Origin of the sequence: Agrilactobacillus composti DSM 18527 = JCM 14202, from assembly GCF_001436375.1 — a bacterium.
Lineage (GTDB): Bacteria > Bacillota > Bacilli > Lactobacillales > Lactobacillaceae > Agrilactobacillus > Agrilactobacillus composti.
The window spans coordinates 85,646-99,462 of record NZ_AZGA01000011.1; the positions used below are offsets into that span (position 1 = coordinate 85,646).

Genomic DNA, 13,817 nt, shown 5'->3' on the forward strand with positions numbered 1-13,817 from the left:
AAGTAAAATTTATTGATTTAGATGTTGAATGGCATAACCTGCTTCTTCAGGAGTGAACTTTTCGCCGGCAGTAGATGTCAGTTGCTCTCGAATTGATTCTGGAGACATTGCCATGTTTGTTTGATAATCCTTAGCTTTTGCCAATGCATTGGCATTGTAATCCGCTTTTAAATTGTCAACGGCATACTGTGCTGCTTCAGTTGAATATTTTTCACCATATTCTGATGTCAATTGGTCGTAGATACCCTGTTTGGACATGTGCATGGTTTTTGAGTAAGTAGCTGCCTTGATCAATGCTGTTTTATACTCGACCGGAACTTTTGCCTCACTAGAACTTGATGCAGTACTTGATGATTCAGTAGTACTTGTGGTTTGTTTTGAAGATGATTCCTTTGAACTGCTTGAATTAGAAGCCCCACAAGCCGTTAAAGAAACGGCCATTAGTGCAATTGCACCGATAGTTAATAACTTTTTCATTTTACATCCTCCTTATGGTAAAATATTTTTGTTCAGTATTTCCCAAGCGGAGGTACATCTCCTCATCTCGTTGCATCGGGATGGGGCTTTTTCATTTAGAAACCAAGGCTCTGTTTTATAGACCTAAAAGTTCTTTTTTCTTAGCGTCGAATTCTTCTTGCAAAATGATGTCGTCATCAAGTAATGCCTTATATTTTCGAATCTCATCGAAAGCGTCATCTGGCGTTTTTACAAGATTTTCTGACGCATCATTCATTTCGAGTGATGGTTCATCTATTTCTGTTTCAATCTCTAGTTCGGGCTCAGGGACATGGATGGTAAAGTTTGATAATTCAACAAACTCTGAATTGAAAAGTGAAAGTTGAAGGGTGATTTTTTCAGATGTTTCAATATCTTCAAGTTTCAATATCGTGAGGGCACGATCCTCGACCATTTCAGTTGAAGTTGATGTTGTACCAGCGTCAGTAGATATTTTATCTTTCCCCATACCTCGGCCAACAAGCCCACCAGCAACAGCGCCAATACCGCCGGTTAAAGCACCACCGATAATTGCGCCGCTTAATCCGTGACGTTTCTTTTTAACGGTTTGTTTTCCGGGTGTGGTGGTCTCTGTCACTTCTTCGTGGTATATGGGTCCGCTGAATTCAATGGATAGTAAGTGATACAGGGTTGGGTCTTTTAAATTGAAACTCACGCTGTCATCATCAAGCTGGTATATTTTAGAAAGCACCATACTCCCGTTTACGAGCTTCCGCGCGCTTGAATTATAAAAGGTAATGCCTGCCTTACGTACTACGCGCTGCCTGTAACCGGTGTCGTTCTCGTTGTCAAATAAGCCCATTTTGCTACCTCCAATGTTAAAATAGTATTGAAAGTGTCTTTCCAATGGAGAGTGCTATCCTCAGTCTGTTGGTAGCGGGCTGGGGATTTATTGGTTTGCAGAAGTTTTTATGTATTCGCTTTCATTTATAGCATATCGAAATCGAAAAAATATTTAAGTCGTGTTAACAATGTCGATAGATATTCTTTGCCTTTGGGTGACCTGATAAAGTCTGAATATACTGATATCTATCTATTTTTCATCACAATTCGTAATATGCTGAATTCCTTGCTAACCAAGCGAGGATGCTTGAAACTTTCTGATAAGGAAGAAATATTGCTGCAATAAAATTGAGTGTTTTTTGTTGGTCGTATTAATCGAATACACGAAGAATGAATTTTCACATTATCGAAAATCAAATTTAATAGAAGTTGATTCATCTTGAAAATTTAAGAGGTGTGACAGATGATTGTTCCTGAATTTGCTAAATATTACGCTTTAGAATGGGCATTAGTTGATGACGATGGCAGATTGGTAAGGGGTGGTGAAGATGGCCGCATGCTCTTGAAAGCAGGGGCACCGCTCAAAGTCCAAGAAGCTTATGCGGCCTATATCGAGTTATTAGATTATCAATTAGAGAAGTATATTGATTTTTAACCTTAATTTCGTTTCAGATGCTAAACAAATGTCATAGCCAGGGGTGATTCAATTGATTGAATTAAAACTCCTCAGTCAATCTGGGAACATTGTAACTTATGAATTTATCGTCGAATCTGAACAAAGGGGACAAGTGCAGTATAATTTTGAATCGGGACAATACCGGGTTGAACAGCAAACTATCACCAAGTATCCTACGAGTTACTTGGTTCACTTGATAGCTAAGTTGGCGGAGTTCTCAAATTTGAATCAATTCCCCAACAGTTACACAATTGCTTGGTATTAAGGAATAGGACGTGAGGACTTTGAAAATTGATAAAACTCTAACAATCGAAAATGAAGCTGATGATCAACCGGAATTAGTTTTTATGGCTGATTACCCAGAAGACGACGTTTGGATATCAGATGTTGTCACTGCCCTGGCAGTATCTAAGAAGAAATGATCCACGCCAGTCGGTTATTCACTTTGGCTCAGCATTGCTGGAGATGTTGAATATCTGCAATAAGAAATCTAATCGTCGGGCGGTTAAAGTTGCACTATTGGTGGTCGAAAGAAAAAGCATCTAAATCCCTTTTTACCAGGATTTAGATGCTTTTATTGTATGAAAGATTGTGCATTTGTAACAATTAATAATTACTATTACCAAAGACCAATGCTAAAAGTGAACCCCACAACAAGATGACAAAAACAAATGTTACAACGGCAATAATGAACTGAACGATACCCGCAAGATTCCAGGTTTTTTGTACGGCTTGAAAGGTTTCATAATCACCGTATTCGCTATTTTGCCAAGCCCACTTATTGCCCATGGCCCCACAGATGATGGCCCAGATTAACCCAAATCCGGGGATGAGGGCAATAAGGGGCAGATAGGTCTTGTTACCAATCCCCCAGACCCAGTTAAACATTAAGGCGCCCCAATTCCAACCGTGGACATCCGCTTCAATACCTGCTCTGTTTTTGATCATATGTCATTCCTCCCAAATGATGTTCATGTCAAGCCGGCCGATTTTTACCAACCCGCAGTGAAATGTAGTTTAATTTTATATTTCATGGTGAAGCTGGTCAATCATTTTATGGCACGAAGACAGGTTATGTTTAACCATACAAAAACACCTTTGAACCATTTGTAGCGTTCAAAGGTGTTTATGACAGTCAAACTATTTCATGTTTGTTTGACTGGTATGGGTGATTTTGTCATTAGCAGCGACAATTACAAAGCTGGCGTCATTACCCTTTACACCAGATGTATAAGTTTCAGTTAAAGCCTTTTGACCATCGATGAGGGTTTGGGTGACTTCATCAGCCAATCCAAATTTATCAGTGGCTTTAGAGACCTTGTCGCCCTTTTTAACGGTATTGAACTGCTTGAGATCAATTGTATTTTTACGCTTAGCGTTATAATTGATCAACTGCGCGCCAAAAGCCTTGTCGTTAGTAAATGACAAAACAATCTTTGCATCGGCTTGTTTATCAATGTTTGTCCAAGTGACGTTTTGTACAGCGATATCGTTGATTTTACTTTCCGTCGTCGTACTTGGCTTGCCAAATTGTTTTTTAGCAGCAGCTAAAGTTGTCCCACCAGCGGCTTTTTTATGCAAATCTCCAAATTTAAGGTTGTTGAAGTCAGCGCGCTCAGACTTAACAACGACTTTACTGGATGAGCTAGCACTATTGGCACTGTTACTTTTTGAGCTGTTGCCACCACAAGCGGCCAGGGAAACTGAAGACAAGAGCATTAAACCGACGAGCAAAAATTTTTTCATGAGGATCCTCCATTGATAACATTGTTATCAGATAATTTTAAAGCATGGTACAAGTGTGATTAAACTAGGTTATAGACTAATGTTACCTGCATCTAGTCTAACCCATTGGGCATCATTACCTACCCGAAGGTAAATGGCACCGTTGAGAACTTTGGCACCGAATACTTTCCAAACTGAGCCAGCGTATAATTGGCTGACCCCATTGCCGGCGCCATCATATAAAGTAGCTGGGCCACTGCCGTAAACTGTGAAAGTACCATTAAAACTACCCTCTTGGGATCCAAAAACAGCGAAGTCAGTGTTTGGTGTGCCTTCTACAGTGGCGCCACCAACATCATACTTAAAAGTATTGGCATTGCTGCCACCGTAGACGTTGAATACCTTCCAAAAAGTACCTGCAGGTAAGGTTGCACCAGTACTAGTGTTGATTCCCCGGTATAAGAATAAAACACCATCCGTCAAAGTTGTGCCATCCACATAAGAAATGTCTTTGGCTTTAACCCATTGGGTGCCACCTAAATTATAAGTATATGACCCATCGGCAGTTTTCGTCCGGTAAATTGCTTTCCACTGAGAACCAGCTGGTAAAGAACGATTCAGTGGGGTAAACGTACCTTGATCAAAGTAAAGCGGTGCGCCATCAGGATTGGTGACAGTGACTGTGCCACTGACATCTTCTGTTGGATAATTCGTGGCAGCTTGCGCAGTATTGCCTGTGAAAGTTGCACCAACTGCCAATAGTACAGCAGCCAAAACAGACCATAAGATATTCCTTCTCAATCGATTTTCCATAAAACCCTTCCTCTCAATAATGATTATTAGGTTCAAATTCATTATACCGTGTTCAATATTAAAGATACAGGTAATCTAAGAAAATACTTAGTATTTAGACACACCATATAATAAAACTTCAACTTAATTGTACTTTGATTACCAACATGCTAAAATTTTAATGCCGGCTTAATTTTGGGGGATTTATTCAAACTCCCAAAACTGGTATATTGGTAGTATGTCGATAATATTTGTTTGGCAACATACAAAAAAGTTAGGTGTGGATTTTTTATGAGAAAAAAGCTGAGTAAAAAGGCGCTAAAACAAGCGTCACTTAAAAAAATATATTTCTATATTGAATTTAGTGATGGCCGTGTTTTAGAAGTGCCGGTGCAAATTTCAAAAACAGATACCAGTGCCAAAGATGCGCTAATTGCGCGACTGCAACAACGTGAGGGATTTGTGACGGATACCCAGGGGGTGCGATACGAGTTTAAAAATATGGTTCATTATGAAATTATTGAAGATAAGAAATAGAGACGATTCTGATGTATGACCATCATCAAAAAAAAGACTCCAGAGATCCGCGGGTTGTCAAAACAAATGTGAAGCTGCGGCGGGCGCTGGTGCAATTTTTACAGTATCACACCCTCAAAGATTTATCCGTCCAAAAAATAACTGCTATGGCTGGGGTGACCCGAGGCACATTTTACCTACATTATTCGGACAAAGAAGATTTCGTCAAACAAATTCAATTAGGCTTTTTGCATCACTTCTTTAAGCAAGTTGTTGTCTATGTTGATAGTTTAGAGGCTTTACAGGCTTATCCGGCATTCAATGTGAGTTTGGCCTTTGCATTTATTTCAGAACATGCCACCACATTTGATGTTTTTTTGAATCGTGAGAAAACTTTAACCTTCAATGATCAATTTCATACTTGTTTAGTTAGCTACTTTGAAGAATATGTTCGCAAGTCTTATGATGTGAGTATTCCTGAAAGCAGCTTACCGGAGAAGCCGGTTTTTGATTTTTATGCGGGGGCATTTATTTCATTAGTAGCCAACTGGCTTAAAGATAACATGCGTTATTCATCAGATTATATGGCGCATATTTTTGAGTCGTTGCTCTGTGCTGATAACCATGACGTCTCTAAGGTGCAGCAGTTTTTTACATTTGATAAAAATGGTTTGACACACGTGTATTAGTTTGCTACAATTTATGAGTTGTATTTGTGGACTCCACAGCTGCAACCGCACGGATTAGGTTTTAAGCTATGGCGCCTAAAACGGCGAGTATAAGAAATTTTTTAGGAGGTGCAAATATATGTACGCTATTATTGAAACTGGTGGCAAACAATACAAAGTTGAAGAAGGTCAACCTGTATATGTTGAAAAGTTACCTGTAGAAGCTGGTGAAAAGATTTCTTTTGATAAAGTAATCTTCATTGGCGGTGATGATACTAAGATCGGGACACCTACAATTGAAGGTGCTACTGTGACTGGTACAGTTGAAAAACAAGGCAAGGAAAAGAAAGTTGTTACTTTCAAGTACAAACCTAAGAAACACAGTCATCAAAAGAAGGGTCACCGTCAACCATACACTAAAGTTGTTGTTGACAAAATCAACGCGTAATTTTTAATTGTTGATTTGTGACATGTTATTACCCAAGCTTTTTATTAAGAAGAGTGTAAAATTAGATGATAACAGCAAGTTTCTATCGAGATCGTGAAGGTAATTTAAACCATTACCGCATCACTGGTCATGCTAATTCGGGCGTGTACGGCCAAGACATTGTCTGTGCCGCAGTTTCAGCAACGACGATTGGTACCACCAACAGTTTGAAAGATCTAGCCGGCCTTGAGCCGGTGGTTGAATCTGATCAAACCAATGGCGGTTACTTAGATGTGACGATTTCATTACATGTAGATCAAGAAAAAGTATTGATTAGTCAAGTTCTTTTAGAAAATCTACTGGGAACCTTACAAAGCATTCAAAAAAATTACAGTAATTACTTAATCGTAAAAAATGATACTTCAACAGATTAATTATGGAGGTGAAATTCATGTTAGAAATGAATTTACAGTTCTTCGCCCATCATAAGGGGGGCGGTTCTACTGCCAATGGTCGGGATTCAGCTGGTCGTCGTTTAGGCGCTAAGGCTGCTGATGGCCAAACAGTCACTGCTGGTTCAATTATCTTCCGTCAACGTGGCACTAAGATTCATCCAGGTGAAAACGTGTTACGTGGTGGCGATGATACATTATTCGCAACAGCAGCAGGTATTGTCCGCTTTGAACGTTTAGGCCGAGACAAAAAGAAAGTTTCAGTTTATCCTGTAGCTGAAGCTAAATAAGGTTAAATTTTAGAGTTCGGTGATACATATTGCCGAGCTCTTTTTTCATTTTGAGGGGCGGTGTAATTTTATGACACGTTTACAACGATTACAAACACTATTAATAGAGAAACACTTAGCCAATTATTTTGTCACAAAGCCAGAGAACATTTTTTACTTAACTGGATTTACCGGGGATGACAGTGGTGTTTTGGTAACTCAAGATGATGCTGTATTAATAACTGATTCGCGTTATATTGCCCAAGCACATCAACAACTACATGATGATATTGTCATTTTACAAGAACAAGATGGGATTTTGGTGGCTTTAGCCAAACTCCTTGAAACTCGAAAATTCACAAGTCTGGGGTTTGATGGCACCCAATTAAACTATCAAGACTTTCAATTCTTAAAAAAAGCCCTGCCCAATCAAAAATTTCAAAGTAGGAACGGACTTGTGGAGCAATTACGCCAAGTTAAAGATGCTGATGAGTTAGCAAATATTAAAATTTCCTGTCAGATTGCGGATCAATGTTTTGAACATATACTGAACTTTATTCAACCAGGTATGACTGAATTATCCGTGGCAAATGAGATGGAATATGATATGCGCAAACGCGGCGCCTCAGGGGTTTCTTTTGAAACAATCGTGGCTTCTGGTTATCGTTCAGCATGGCCCCATGGCTCCGCCAGTGAGAAGGTTATTCAAAATCATGAATTGATCACTTTGGATTTTGGCTGCTTTTATAACCATTATGCGTCGGATATTACTAGAACGGTGGCGCTAGGGACCGTTGACCCAGAATTGGCTCATATTTACGATGTGGTATTAAAAGCCAATCAGCGGGTTTTATCCGTGGTTAAACCTGGAATCAGCGGTCAAGCAATGCATGATGCCGCTCATGAAGTGATCGATGGGGCTGGGTACGGCCCTAATTTTGGCCACGGTACCGGGCACAGCATTGGCTTAGAGATTCATGAGGGCCCAGGGGCTTTTGGGGCTTACAAGACCCAAAAACAAGTGATTGCCAATGTGGAGACTGATGAACCCGGTATTTATTTGGAAGGTAAAGGTGGGGTTCGGATCGAAGACGATTTTGTTGTGACGGCTACGGGCTATGAATTGTTGACCCATGCCCCAAAGAATCACTTGATCCAGTTATAATTGGCTTGCAATCTAGGGGCTTGTCTTGCTAAGATAGTCTGCAAGAAGCCAACATAAAATGATATAATGGTAGTAATTTATAAAGTTTAGATTTCAAAGAAATTATTGAAATTTTTAGATTGGAGCTAATTATGGCAGAGAATACAAATATTGTCTTACAGGATCAAGATGACGGTCGGGGCCGCATTGAAATTGCCCCAGAAGTTTTAGAAATCATCTTGGGTATTGCCGCAAATCAAATTGATGGTGTTTATGAGATGCGTGGGACCTTGGCAAATAATATCAATGCTTGGTTTGGCCGTGTTAATCGTGGCAAGGGCGTTTCCGTTAAAATTGATGGCGATAATCTGGTGGTTGATGTTTATGTTTATTTAAACTATGGTGTCTCCGTACCAAAAGTTGCCATTGCGATTCAACAAACTTTAAAAGAACAATTGTTATATATGACTGATCTGCAATTGGATGAAGTTAATATCCACGTGGTGGGTTTAGTTTCTGAAAAACCTAGTCAGAAATTAGATCCAAGTAATTTGTTTGCAGATGATGATACTACTGAAACGGAAGATGGGACAAGGAATTAATGGAAGTAAATCGACATAATATTCGAAAAGTTGCTTTTCAAGTACTTTTCATGCTGTTTGACAGCCCAGAGGTTGATCCAAATGAAGCCATTCAAAAAGTCTGGGTCATTGTTCAAAATATCAAAGATGAGGATCAACCCCTAGATATCCCTGATTATTTGAGTTATTTAGTTTCTGGGGTATTAACGCATCAAAAAGCGTTAGACCAAGATATTGAAAAGAATTTAAAAACTGGTTGGCGCATAGAACGTTTAAACCGGACCGATTTGACGATTTTACGCTTAGGTCTTTTTGAGATTTTCTTTGAAACAGAATTACCTAATAAGGTTGCTATCAATGAAGCTATTGAGTTGGCTAAAGACTTTGGGGATGACACCTCGCGTAAATTTATTAATGGCATTTTGTCTAACTATGTTCAAGCAAAAGACTAGCGTTAAACCAGATATTGCTAGAAAGATTGATGATATTTAAGCTGTAGACGGTTAGAATTGTCTCAGCTTTTTTTAATATTTAGGCTGGTCAGCGCCTTCACTTTCTTGGTATACTGGTGGCAATCTATTTTGAGTTGGAGGTCCGTCTTTTGGGAAAAATAATTGATGGCAAACTTGTTGCCCAGCACTATACTGCTGAGATGAAGCGAGAAGTTGAAGCCTTAGGTAGCAATCACATTGTACCAACACTAGCAGTCATTATCGTAGGTGAAGATGATGCTAGTAAAATATATGTGCGTAACAAACATCGCCGTGCTGAAGGTATTGGAATTCATTCAATCAATATTAGAATGCCTGAAGAAACAACACAGCTAGCTTTATTGGAAAGAATTGATTTATTAAATTCTGACCCTGAAGTAGATGGTATTTTGGTCCAATTGCCACTGCCAGAACACATCAACGCACAAGAAGTCTTAAATCGAATTAACCCAGACAAAGACGTGGATGGTTTTCACCCAGTGAACGTTGGCCGCTTATGGTCAAATAATGCGCAAATTGTCCCCAGCACGCCTTTTGGCATCATGAAAATGTTGGCCTTTTATGGCGTTGATCCAGCCGGTAAACAGGCAGTTATCATTGGGCGTAGCACAATTGTTGGTCGGCCCATGGCAGCAATGTTACTCAATGCCAATGCAACGGTCACGATTGCCCATTCCCAGACCAAAAATCTGAGAATGCTTAGTCAACAAGCAGATATTTTAGTGGTGGCTGTGGGCCAAAGTCGGTTTATTAAGGCTGAAGATATTAAACCTGGCGCGGTCGTGATTGATGTGGGGATGAACCGGGATGAAAATCATAAACTCAGTGGCGATGTGGACTTTGAAGCGGTTATCCAAAAAGCTGATCTCGTCACACCCGTGCCAGGCGGGGTCGGACCAATGACGATTACCATGCTGATGCAGCAGACGATTAATATCGCCAAAAGAAGGGCACTTCATGCAATCCAAAACAAATGAAAAATATTTAACAGTTACAGCGTTAACACAATATATTAAACGGAAATTTGAAGTTGATCCTTATTTAGACCAAGTCTTTTTAAGAGGTGAGATTTCAAACTTTCGATTACGCCCCCATAACCACCAGTATTTTAGCTTGAAGGATGCCCATGCTAAGATCAATGCCATCATGTTTAAATCAGCATTTGAAAAGATTAAATTTCAACCTGAAGAGGGCATGCAGGTCCTGGTTGTGGGACGTATCTCAGTTTATGAACCCACTGGGGCTTATCAAATTTATGTGTCACAGATGGAACCTGATGGTGTCGGGGCTTTGTATTTAGCTTATGAGCAATTAAAGGCTAAATTAGCTAAAGAAGGGTTATTTGGCCAAGAAAAACGACCGTTGCCCCATTTTCCCAAACGAATTGCAGTGATCACTAGTCCTAGTGGGGCGGTGATTCGGGATATCATGACAACGGTGGCACGACGATATCCAATTGCCCAGTTGGTTTTGTTTCCAGCAGTGGTCCAAGGTGAGGGCGCCAAAGACAGTTTGGTCACGCGCTTGAAACAAGTTAACACATTGGGTAATTTTGATACATTGATTATCGGCCGTGGTGGGGGTTCGATTGAAGATCTATGGCCCTTTAATGAAGAACAAGTTGTCAGAGCTATCGCCGGCAGTAAGATTCCGATTATTTCTTCTGTTGGCCACGAAACTGATGTCACTTTAAGTGATTTAGCGGCTGATGTCCGGGCGGCTACGCCAACGGCCGCTGCCGAATTGGCTACACCGGTGTTACAAGATGAAATTTTAAACATTCAAAAATTACGGCTGCATTTGATTCAAAGTTTTCGTCAGCGTTTAAAATTGGCGCAGAATCATTTGCACCAAATCCAGCGCAGTTATGTATTACAGCAGCCCCAACGTTTGTATGAAAACTATGTACAGCGCTTAGATATGGCGCAAAATGGGTTATTACGTAATATGAAAGTTGTCTTCGAACAAAATCAGCAACAATATCGTAATTTAAAACAACGCCTGATTTTTTCAAATCCTCAAAAACTCGCGACGACCTATCAACAGACGGTACAGCGCGATCAAATAGCATTGATTCGGGCTTTTGCTAACTATTTACAACGGCAACGCCAAAATTTTCAAAATCAAGCCCAAGCTTTAGATCACTTAAGCCCATTGAAAATTTTAGGCCGGGGTTATAGTTATACCGAACTTCAAACCAAAATTATCACAACCGTGACGCAAGTTCAGAAAAATGATAATATCCGCGTCCATCTACAAGATGGTGTGCTGGATGCGACAGTTCAAAAAATTACAAAGGACGCTGAAAAATGACCAAACAAGCAAGTTTCGAAGAAAACTTAGAAAATTTAGAGCAGATCGTTGCTAATTTGGAACAGGGGGATATCCCGTTGGAAAAGGCCCTGAGTCAATTTCAAGAGGGTGTTAAGTTAAGTCAGTCTTTAGAGAAGACACTGACGCAAGCTCAAGCAACTTTGACCAAAGTTATGACGGATACTGGGGATACTATCAACTTTGAGCCAAAGACGACAACGCCTGACCAGGATGAAGCTGATACAAATGACAAATAACTACCAGGATTTTTCAAAAGCAGTATTACCAAAGCTAGAAACTACTTTTAAGACCCAGTTGCAACAGACTGTCACGCAGCCTGATTTACGGCGCGCCATGACCTACTCTTTAGAAGTTGGGGGTAAGCGATTGCGGCCGTTACTTTTGTTGAGCGTGGTGGCAACTTTTACCGGGATTGAAGAGCCAACTTATTTACCAGCGGCGGCGTTGGAATTGGTTCACACTTATTCTTTGATTCATGATGATTTGCCAGCAATGGATAATGATGCGATTCGCCGGGGCCAACCTAGTAACCATGTGAAATTTGGTGTGGGGCAAGCTACCTTGGCCGGAGATGGGTTATTGACCTTGGCCTTTGAGTGGTTAGCACTCAGTCATTATCCGGCGGCCATTCAAGTTAAGTTGATCCATTTATTGAGTCATGCGGCGGGACCTAGTGAAATGGTTGCTGGCCAATATACGGATATTTCTTTGAGTGATCAAGCCAATGATTTAGCGGTATTACGGGGTATGGAAATGCAAAAAACTGCCGCATTAATTAACGCAGCGGTTTTAATGGGAGCAACAATTAGCCAAGTGGATCTAAATACTTACCGGCAACTAGATTTATTTTCAAAGTATTTTGGCTTGGCATTTCAAATTGCTGATGATATAGCTGATTTTAAAACTGGGCAGGATACTGAAGAACATAAGGCGACTTTTGCCACTGAAATGGGTTTAAATAAGGCCCAGACTTACCTCACTGAGACGGTGAATCAAGCCCAAACAGCGTTAAAGACAATTAAAAATGTGGATTTAAGTTTATTGCAAAGTTACTTTGAATATTTTAAGGCGGCAGAATGAAAAAAGAACGTGTAGATGTATTAGCAGTTAATCAAGGGTTATTTGAATCCAGAGAACAAGCAAAAAGAGCTGTCATGGCTGGTGAAGTTTATGATCAAAATAACCAACGCTTAGATAAGCCTGGGGTGAAAATCCCAGGAGATGCACAGCTGCAGTTAAAAGGTCAAAAACTGCCCTATGTGAGTCGGGGTGGCTTAAAGTTGGCTAAAGCCTTGCAAGTATTTGATATCGATGTTAAAGGCTTTACGGTGTTGGATATTGGCAGCTCCACCGGTGGTTTCACCGATGTGGTTTTGCAAAATGGCGCAAAATTGGTCTATGCGTTAGATGTGGGCTATAATCAATTGGCTTGGAAATTACGGGAAGATCCCCGGGTAGAAGTTATGGAGCGGGTCAATTTCCGTTACAGCAAGCCAGCTGACTTTTCAGAGGGCCTGCCAGATTTTGCAGTCACTGATGTTTCCTTCATTTCATTGAAATTGATTTTGCCACCTTTATCGCATATTCTAAAACCAGGGCATGACTTGGTTGCTTTAATCAAGCCGCAATTTGAAGCTGGACCCGAAAATGTTGGTAAGCATGGGATTGTACGCGACCCTAAGGTTCATGCGATGGTGTTAAAGATGATTGTAAACTTTGCATTGGCGCAACACTATGACGTCTTGGGCTTGGATTTCTCACCGATTAAAGGCGGCGAAGGCAATATTGAATTTTTGATTTGGTTGAAAAATGTGGTGGATCGACCGGGGACGCTAAGCCCTGAGATTTCGGTGGATCGCTTATTGGATCGAACATATGCTGAATTGAATAAGAATACAAAAAATGTATAATTTTTCATAATTTTACCCCAGATGACCTGATTTAATGATATAATATGCATATAAGTTATTTGTGGGTAGGTGAACACAATGAATAGAGCCGAACGACAACATCTTATCAAACAATTGATTCGGGAACATGAAATCAGAAGACAACAAGATTTCGTGCGTTTATTAAATGAACAAGGCTATGCTGTAACGCAAGCAACTGTTTCCAGAGATATCAAAGCGATGGAACTTGTGAAAGTGCCAGCGACGCACGGCGGCTATCGTTATAGTTTACCGGTGGAACGACAAATGAATGTGGATAAAAAGCTGGGCTATGCTTTAAAGGACGCATTTGTTTCCTTAACACGCCAAGGAGAATTGCTTTTTTTAAAAACATCCCCTGGCAGTGCACCAGCAATCTCCACATTAATTTATCAAATGCATTTTTCAGAGCTATTTGGTAATATTGGGGATGATGATTCTATCTTCATTGTGAGTAAATCAGAAGCTGAGGCCGAATCATTACAAAAAAAATTATTGAATCTAATTAATTAAGA

General features: G+C 40.2%; 22 protein-coding genes and 1 other annotated feature. Of the genes, 17 read left to right on the forward strand and 5 right to left on the reverse strand.

The window, feature by feature from the left end; all coding sequences use genetic code 11:
• Window positions 1-9 precede the first annotated feature (9 nt).
• A complete protein-coding gene (locus tag FC83_RS03445; RefSeq protein ID WP_035452416.1) occupies window positions 10-477 on the reverse strand; it encodes an Ltp family lipoprotein in 468 nt (155 codons plus the stop codon).
• 115 nt (window positions 478-592) lie between these two features.
• Entirely contained in the window at window positions 593-1,318 is a 726-nt protein-coding gene (locus FC83_RS03450; RefSeq protein ID WP_035452419.1) for a hypothetical protein, read from the reverse strand.
• Between the two features lie 444 nt (window positions 1,319-1,762).
• Between FC83_RS03450 and FC83_RS03455 the strand changes: the two genes are divergently transcribed.
• From FC83_RS03455 to FC83_RS16995, 3 genes are read left to right on the forward strand one after another with little or no spacing between them, the layout of a single operon-like run.
• Window positions 1,763-1,954 (forward strand): hypothetical protein, encoded by a 192-nt coding sequence (locus tag FC83_RS03455; RefSeq protein WP_035452420.1) that lies wholly within the window; start codon window positions 1,763-1,765, stop codon window positions 1,952-1,954.
• A gap of 52 nt (window positions 1,955-2,006) precedes the next feature.
• The gene (locus FC83_RS03460; protein WP_035452421.1) at window positions 2,007-2,240 is read left to right on the forward strand and encodes a hypothetical protein; all 234 of its coding nucleotides are present in this window, start codon (window positions 2,007-2,009) and stop codon (window positions 2,238-2,240) included.
• A gap of 19 nt (window positions 2,241-2,259) precedes the next feature.
• Window positions 2,260-2,397: a hypothetical protein gene (locus tag FC83_RS16995; protein WP_156405557.1), complete on the forward strand. Its 138-nt coding sequence runs from the start codon at window positions 2,260-2,262 to the stop codon at window positions 2,395-2,397.
• A gap of 184 nt (window positions 2,398-2,581) precedes the next feature.
• On the opposite strand, the gene FC83_RS03465 is transcribed toward FC83_RS16995, so the two are convergent.
• The 3 genes from FC83_RS03465 to FC83_RS03475 all read right to left on the reverse strand — a co-directional run bounded on the left by FC83_RS03465 (window position 2,582) and on the right by FC83_RS03475 (window position 4,513).
• Window positions 2,582-2,923 carry a hypothetical protein gene (locus FC83_RS03465; RefSeq protein ID WP_035452422.1) on the reverse strand — a complete coding sequence of 114 codons (342 nt, stop codon included), beginning with the start codon at window positions 2,921-2,923 and terminating at the stop codon, window positions 2,582-2,584.
• A 192-nt stretch (window positions 2,924-3,115) separates the two neighbouring features.
• Window positions 3,116-3,721, reverse strand: a complete 606-nt coding sequence (locus tag FC83_RS03470; protein WP_035452423.1) for a DUF3862 domain-containing protein — start codon at window positions 3,719-3,721, stop codon at window positions 3,116-3,118.
• 69 nt (window positions 3,722-3,790) lie between these two features.
• On the reverse strand, window positions 3,791-4,513 hold the full coding sequence (locus tag FC83_RS03475) for an SLAP domain-containing protein (RefSeq protein ID WP_035452424.1): 723 nt from the start codon (window positions 4,511-4,513) through the stop codon (window positions 3,791-3,793).
• A 270-nt stretch (window positions 4,514-4,783) separates the two neighbouring features.
• On the opposite strand from FC83_RS03475, the gene FC83_RS03480 reads away from it, so the two are divergent.
• The 14 genes from FC83_RS03480 (at window position 4,784) to FC83_RS03545 (ending at window position 13,815) form a co-directional block, all read left to right on the forward strand.
• Entirely contained in the window at window positions 4,784-5,029 is a 246-nt protein-coding gene (locus FC83_RS03480; protein WP_035452425.1) for a hypothetical protein, read from the forward strand.
• An 11-nt stretch (window positions 5,030-5,040) separates the two neighbouring features.
• Window positions 5,041-5,697 (forward strand): TetR/AcrR family transcriptional regulator, encoded by a 657-nt coding sequence (locus FC83_RS03485; protein ID WP_052004602.1) that lies wholly within the window; start codon window positions 5,041-5,043, stop codon window positions 5,695-5,697.
• 33 nt (window positions 5,698-5,730) lie between these two features.
• Window positions 5,731-5,798 (forward strand) — a sequence feature (ribosomal protein L21 leader region).
• 17 nt (window positions 5,799-5,815) lie between these two features.
• Window positions 5,816-6,124, forward strand: coding sequence for a 50S ribosomal protein L21 (gene rplU, locus FC83_RS03490; RefSeq protein WP_035452426.1), 309 nt, complete (start codon window positions 5,816-5,818; stop codon window positions 6,122-6,124).
• A 65-nt stretch (window positions 6,125-6,189) separates the two neighbouring features.
• On the forward strand, window positions 6,190-6,537 hold the full coding sequence (locus tag FC83_RS03495; RefSeq protein ID WP_035452428.1) for a ribosomal-processing cysteine protease Prp: 348 nt from the start codon (window positions 6,190-6,192) through the stop codon (window positions 6,535-6,537).
• Between the two features lie 17 nt (window positions 6,538-6,554).
• The gene (gene rpmA, locus FC83_RS03500) at window positions 6,555-6,845 is read left to right on the forward strand and encodes a 50S ribosomal protein L27 (RefSeq protein WP_035452430.1); all 291 of its coding nucleotides are present in this window, start codon (window positions 6,555-6,557) and stop codon (window positions 6,843-6,845) included.
• 70 nt (window positions 6,846-6,915) lie between these two features.
• Window positions 6,916-7,989 (forward strand): M24 family metallopeptidase, encoded by a 1,074-nt coding sequence (locus FC83_RS03505; RefSeq protein WP_035452432.1) that lies wholly within the window; start codon window positions 6,916-6,918, stop codon window positions 7,987-7,989.
• Window positions 7,990-8,120: 131 nt separating this feature from the next.
• Window positions 8,121-8,570 carry an Asp23/Gls24 family envelope stress response protein gene (locus FC83_RS03510; RefSeq protein WP_035452433.1) on the forward strand — a complete coding sequence of 150 codons (450 nt, stop codon included), beginning with the start codon at window positions 8,121-8,123 and terminating at the stop codon, window positions 8,568-8,570.
• Window positions 8,570-9,001, forward strand: coding sequence for a transcription antitermination factor NusB (nusB, locus tag FC83_RS03515; RefSeq protein ID WP_035452435.1), 432 nt, complete (start codon window positions 8,570-8,572; stop codon window positions 8,999-9,001). The genes FC83_RS03510 and nusB overlap by 1 nt, the downstream gene beginning before the upstream one ends.
• 149 nt (window positions 9,002-9,150) lie before the next feature.
• Window positions 9,151-10,017 (forward strand): bifunctional methylenetetrahydrofolate dehydrogenase/methenyltetrahydrofolate cyclohydrolase FolD, encoded by an 867-nt coding sequence (gene folD, locus FC83_RS03520; RefSeq protein WP_161633794.1) that lies wholly within the window; start codon window positions 9,151-9,153, stop codon window positions 10,015-10,017.
• Window positions 9,998-11,353: an exodeoxyribonuclease VII large subunit gene (gene xseA, locus FC83_RS03525; RefSeq protein ID WP_057002399.1), complete on the forward strand. Its 1,356-nt coding sequence runs from the start codon at window positions 9,998-10,000 to the stop codon at window positions 11,351-11,353. The genes folD and xseA overlap by 20 nt, the downstream gene beginning before the upstream one ends.
• Window positions 11,350-11,610 carry an exodeoxyribonuclease VII small subunit gene (locus FC83_RS03530; RefSeq protein ID WP_035452441.1) on the forward strand — a complete coding sequence of 87 codons (261 nt, stop codon included), beginning with the start codon at window positions 11,350-11,352 and terminating at the stop codon, window positions 11,608-11,610. Before xseA ends, FC83_RS03530 begins: the two co-directional genes overlap by 4 nt.
• A complete protein-coding gene (locus FC83_RS03535; RefSeq protein ID WP_057002400.1) occupies window positions 11,600-12,454 on the forward strand; it encodes a polyprenyl synthetase family protein in 855 nt (284 codons plus the stop codon). The genes FC83_RS03530 and FC83_RS03535 overlap by 11 nt, the downstream gene beginning before the upstream one ends.
• Window positions 12,451-13,284: a TlyA family RNA methyltransferase gene (locus tag FC83_RS03540; protein ID WP_035452443.1), complete on the forward strand. Its 834-nt coding sequence runs from the start codon at window positions 12,451-12,453 to the stop codon at window positions 13,282-13,284. The genes FC83_RS03535 and FC83_RS03540 overlap by 4 nt, the downstream gene beginning before the upstream one ends.
• A 78-nt stretch (window positions 13,285-13,362) precedes the next feature.
• Window positions 13,363-13,815 (forward strand): arginine repressor, encoded by a 453-nt coding sequence (locus FC83_RS03545; RefSeq protein WP_057002401.1) that lies wholly within the window; start codon window positions 13,363-13,365, stop codon window positions 13,813-13,815.
• The last annotated feature ends 2 nt before the right edge of the window (window positions 13,816-13,817 follow it).

Excerpts from the sequence above, each read along its gene's own strand:
- FC83_RS03445 (WP_035452416.1), bottom strand. The coding sequence starts at position 477 with ATGAAAAAGTTATTAACTATCGGTGCAATTGCACTAATGGCCGTTTCT.
- FC83_RS03450 (WP_035452419.1), bottom strand. The coding sequence starts at position 1,318 with ATGGGCTTATTTGACAACGAGAACGACACCGGTTACAGGCAGCGCGTA.
- FC83_RS03455 (WP_035452420.1), top strand. The coding sequence starts at position 1,763 with ATGATTGTTCCTGAATTTGCTAAATATTACGCTTTAGAATGGGCATTA.
- FC83_RS03465 (WP_035452422.1), bottom strand. The coding sequence starts at position 2,923 with ATGATCAAAAACAGAGCAGGTATTGAAGCGGATGTCCACGGTTGGAAT.
- FC83_RS03470 (WP_035452423.1), bottom strand. The coding sequence starts at position 3,721 with ATGAAAAAATTTTTGCTCGTCGGTTTAATGCTCTTGTCTTCAGTTTCC.
- FC83_RS03475 (WP_035452424.1), bottom strand. The coding sequence starts at position 4,513 with ATGGAAAATCGATTGAGAAGGAATATCTTATGGTCTGTTTTGGCTGCT.
- FC83_RS03480 (WP_035452425.1), top strand. The coding sequence starts at position 4,784 with ATGAGAAAAAAGCTGAGTAAAAAGGCGCTAAAACAAGCGTCACTTAAA.
- FC83_RS03485 (WP_052004602.1), top strand. The coding sequence starts at position 5,041 with ATGTATGACCATCATCAAAAAAAAGACTCCAGAGATCCGCGGGTTGTC.
- rplU (WP_035452426.1), top strand. The coding sequence starts at position 5,816 with ATGTACGCTATTATTGAAACTGGTGGCAAACAATACAAAGTTGAAGAA.
- FC83_RS03495 (WP_035452428.1), top strand. The coding sequence starts at position 6,190 with ATGATAACAGCAAGTTTCTATCGAGATCGTGAAGGTAATTTAAACCAT.
- rpmA (WP_035452430.1), top strand. The coding sequence starts at position 6,555 with ATGTTAGAAATGAATTTACAGTTCTTCGCCCATCATAAGGGGGGCGGT.
- FC83_RS03505 (WP_035452432.1), top strand. The coding sequence starts at position 6,916 with ATGACACGTTTACAACGATTACAAACACTATTAATAGAGAAACACTTA.
- FC83_RS03510 (WP_035452433.1), top strand. The coding sequence starts at position 8,121 with ATGGCAGAGAATACAAATATTGTCTTACAGGATCAAGATGACGGTCGG.
- nusB (WP_035452435.1), top strand. The coding sequence starts at position 8,570 with ATGGAAGTAAATCGACATAATATTCGAAAAGTTGCTTTTCAAGTACTT.
- xseA (WP_057002399.1), top strand. The coding sequence starts at position 9,998 with ATGCAATCCAAAACAAATGAAAAATATTTAACAGTTACAGCGTTAACA.
- FC83_RS03530 (WP_035452441.1), top strand. The coding sequence starts at position 11,350 with ATGACCAAACAAGCAAGTTTCGAAGAAAACTTAGAAAATTTAGAGCAG.
- FC83_RS03535 (WP_057002400.1), top strand. The coding sequence starts at position 11,600 with ATGACAAATAACTACCAGGATTTTTCAAAAGCAGTATTACCAAAGCTA.
- FC83_RS03540 (WP_035452443.1), top strand. The coding sequence starts at position 12,451 with ATGAAAAAAGAACGTGTAGATGTATTAGCAGTTAATCAAGGGTTATTT.
- FC83_RS03545 (WP_057002401.1), top strand. The coding sequence starts at position 13,363 with ATGAATAGAGCCGAACGACAACATCTTATCAAACAATTGATTCGGGAA.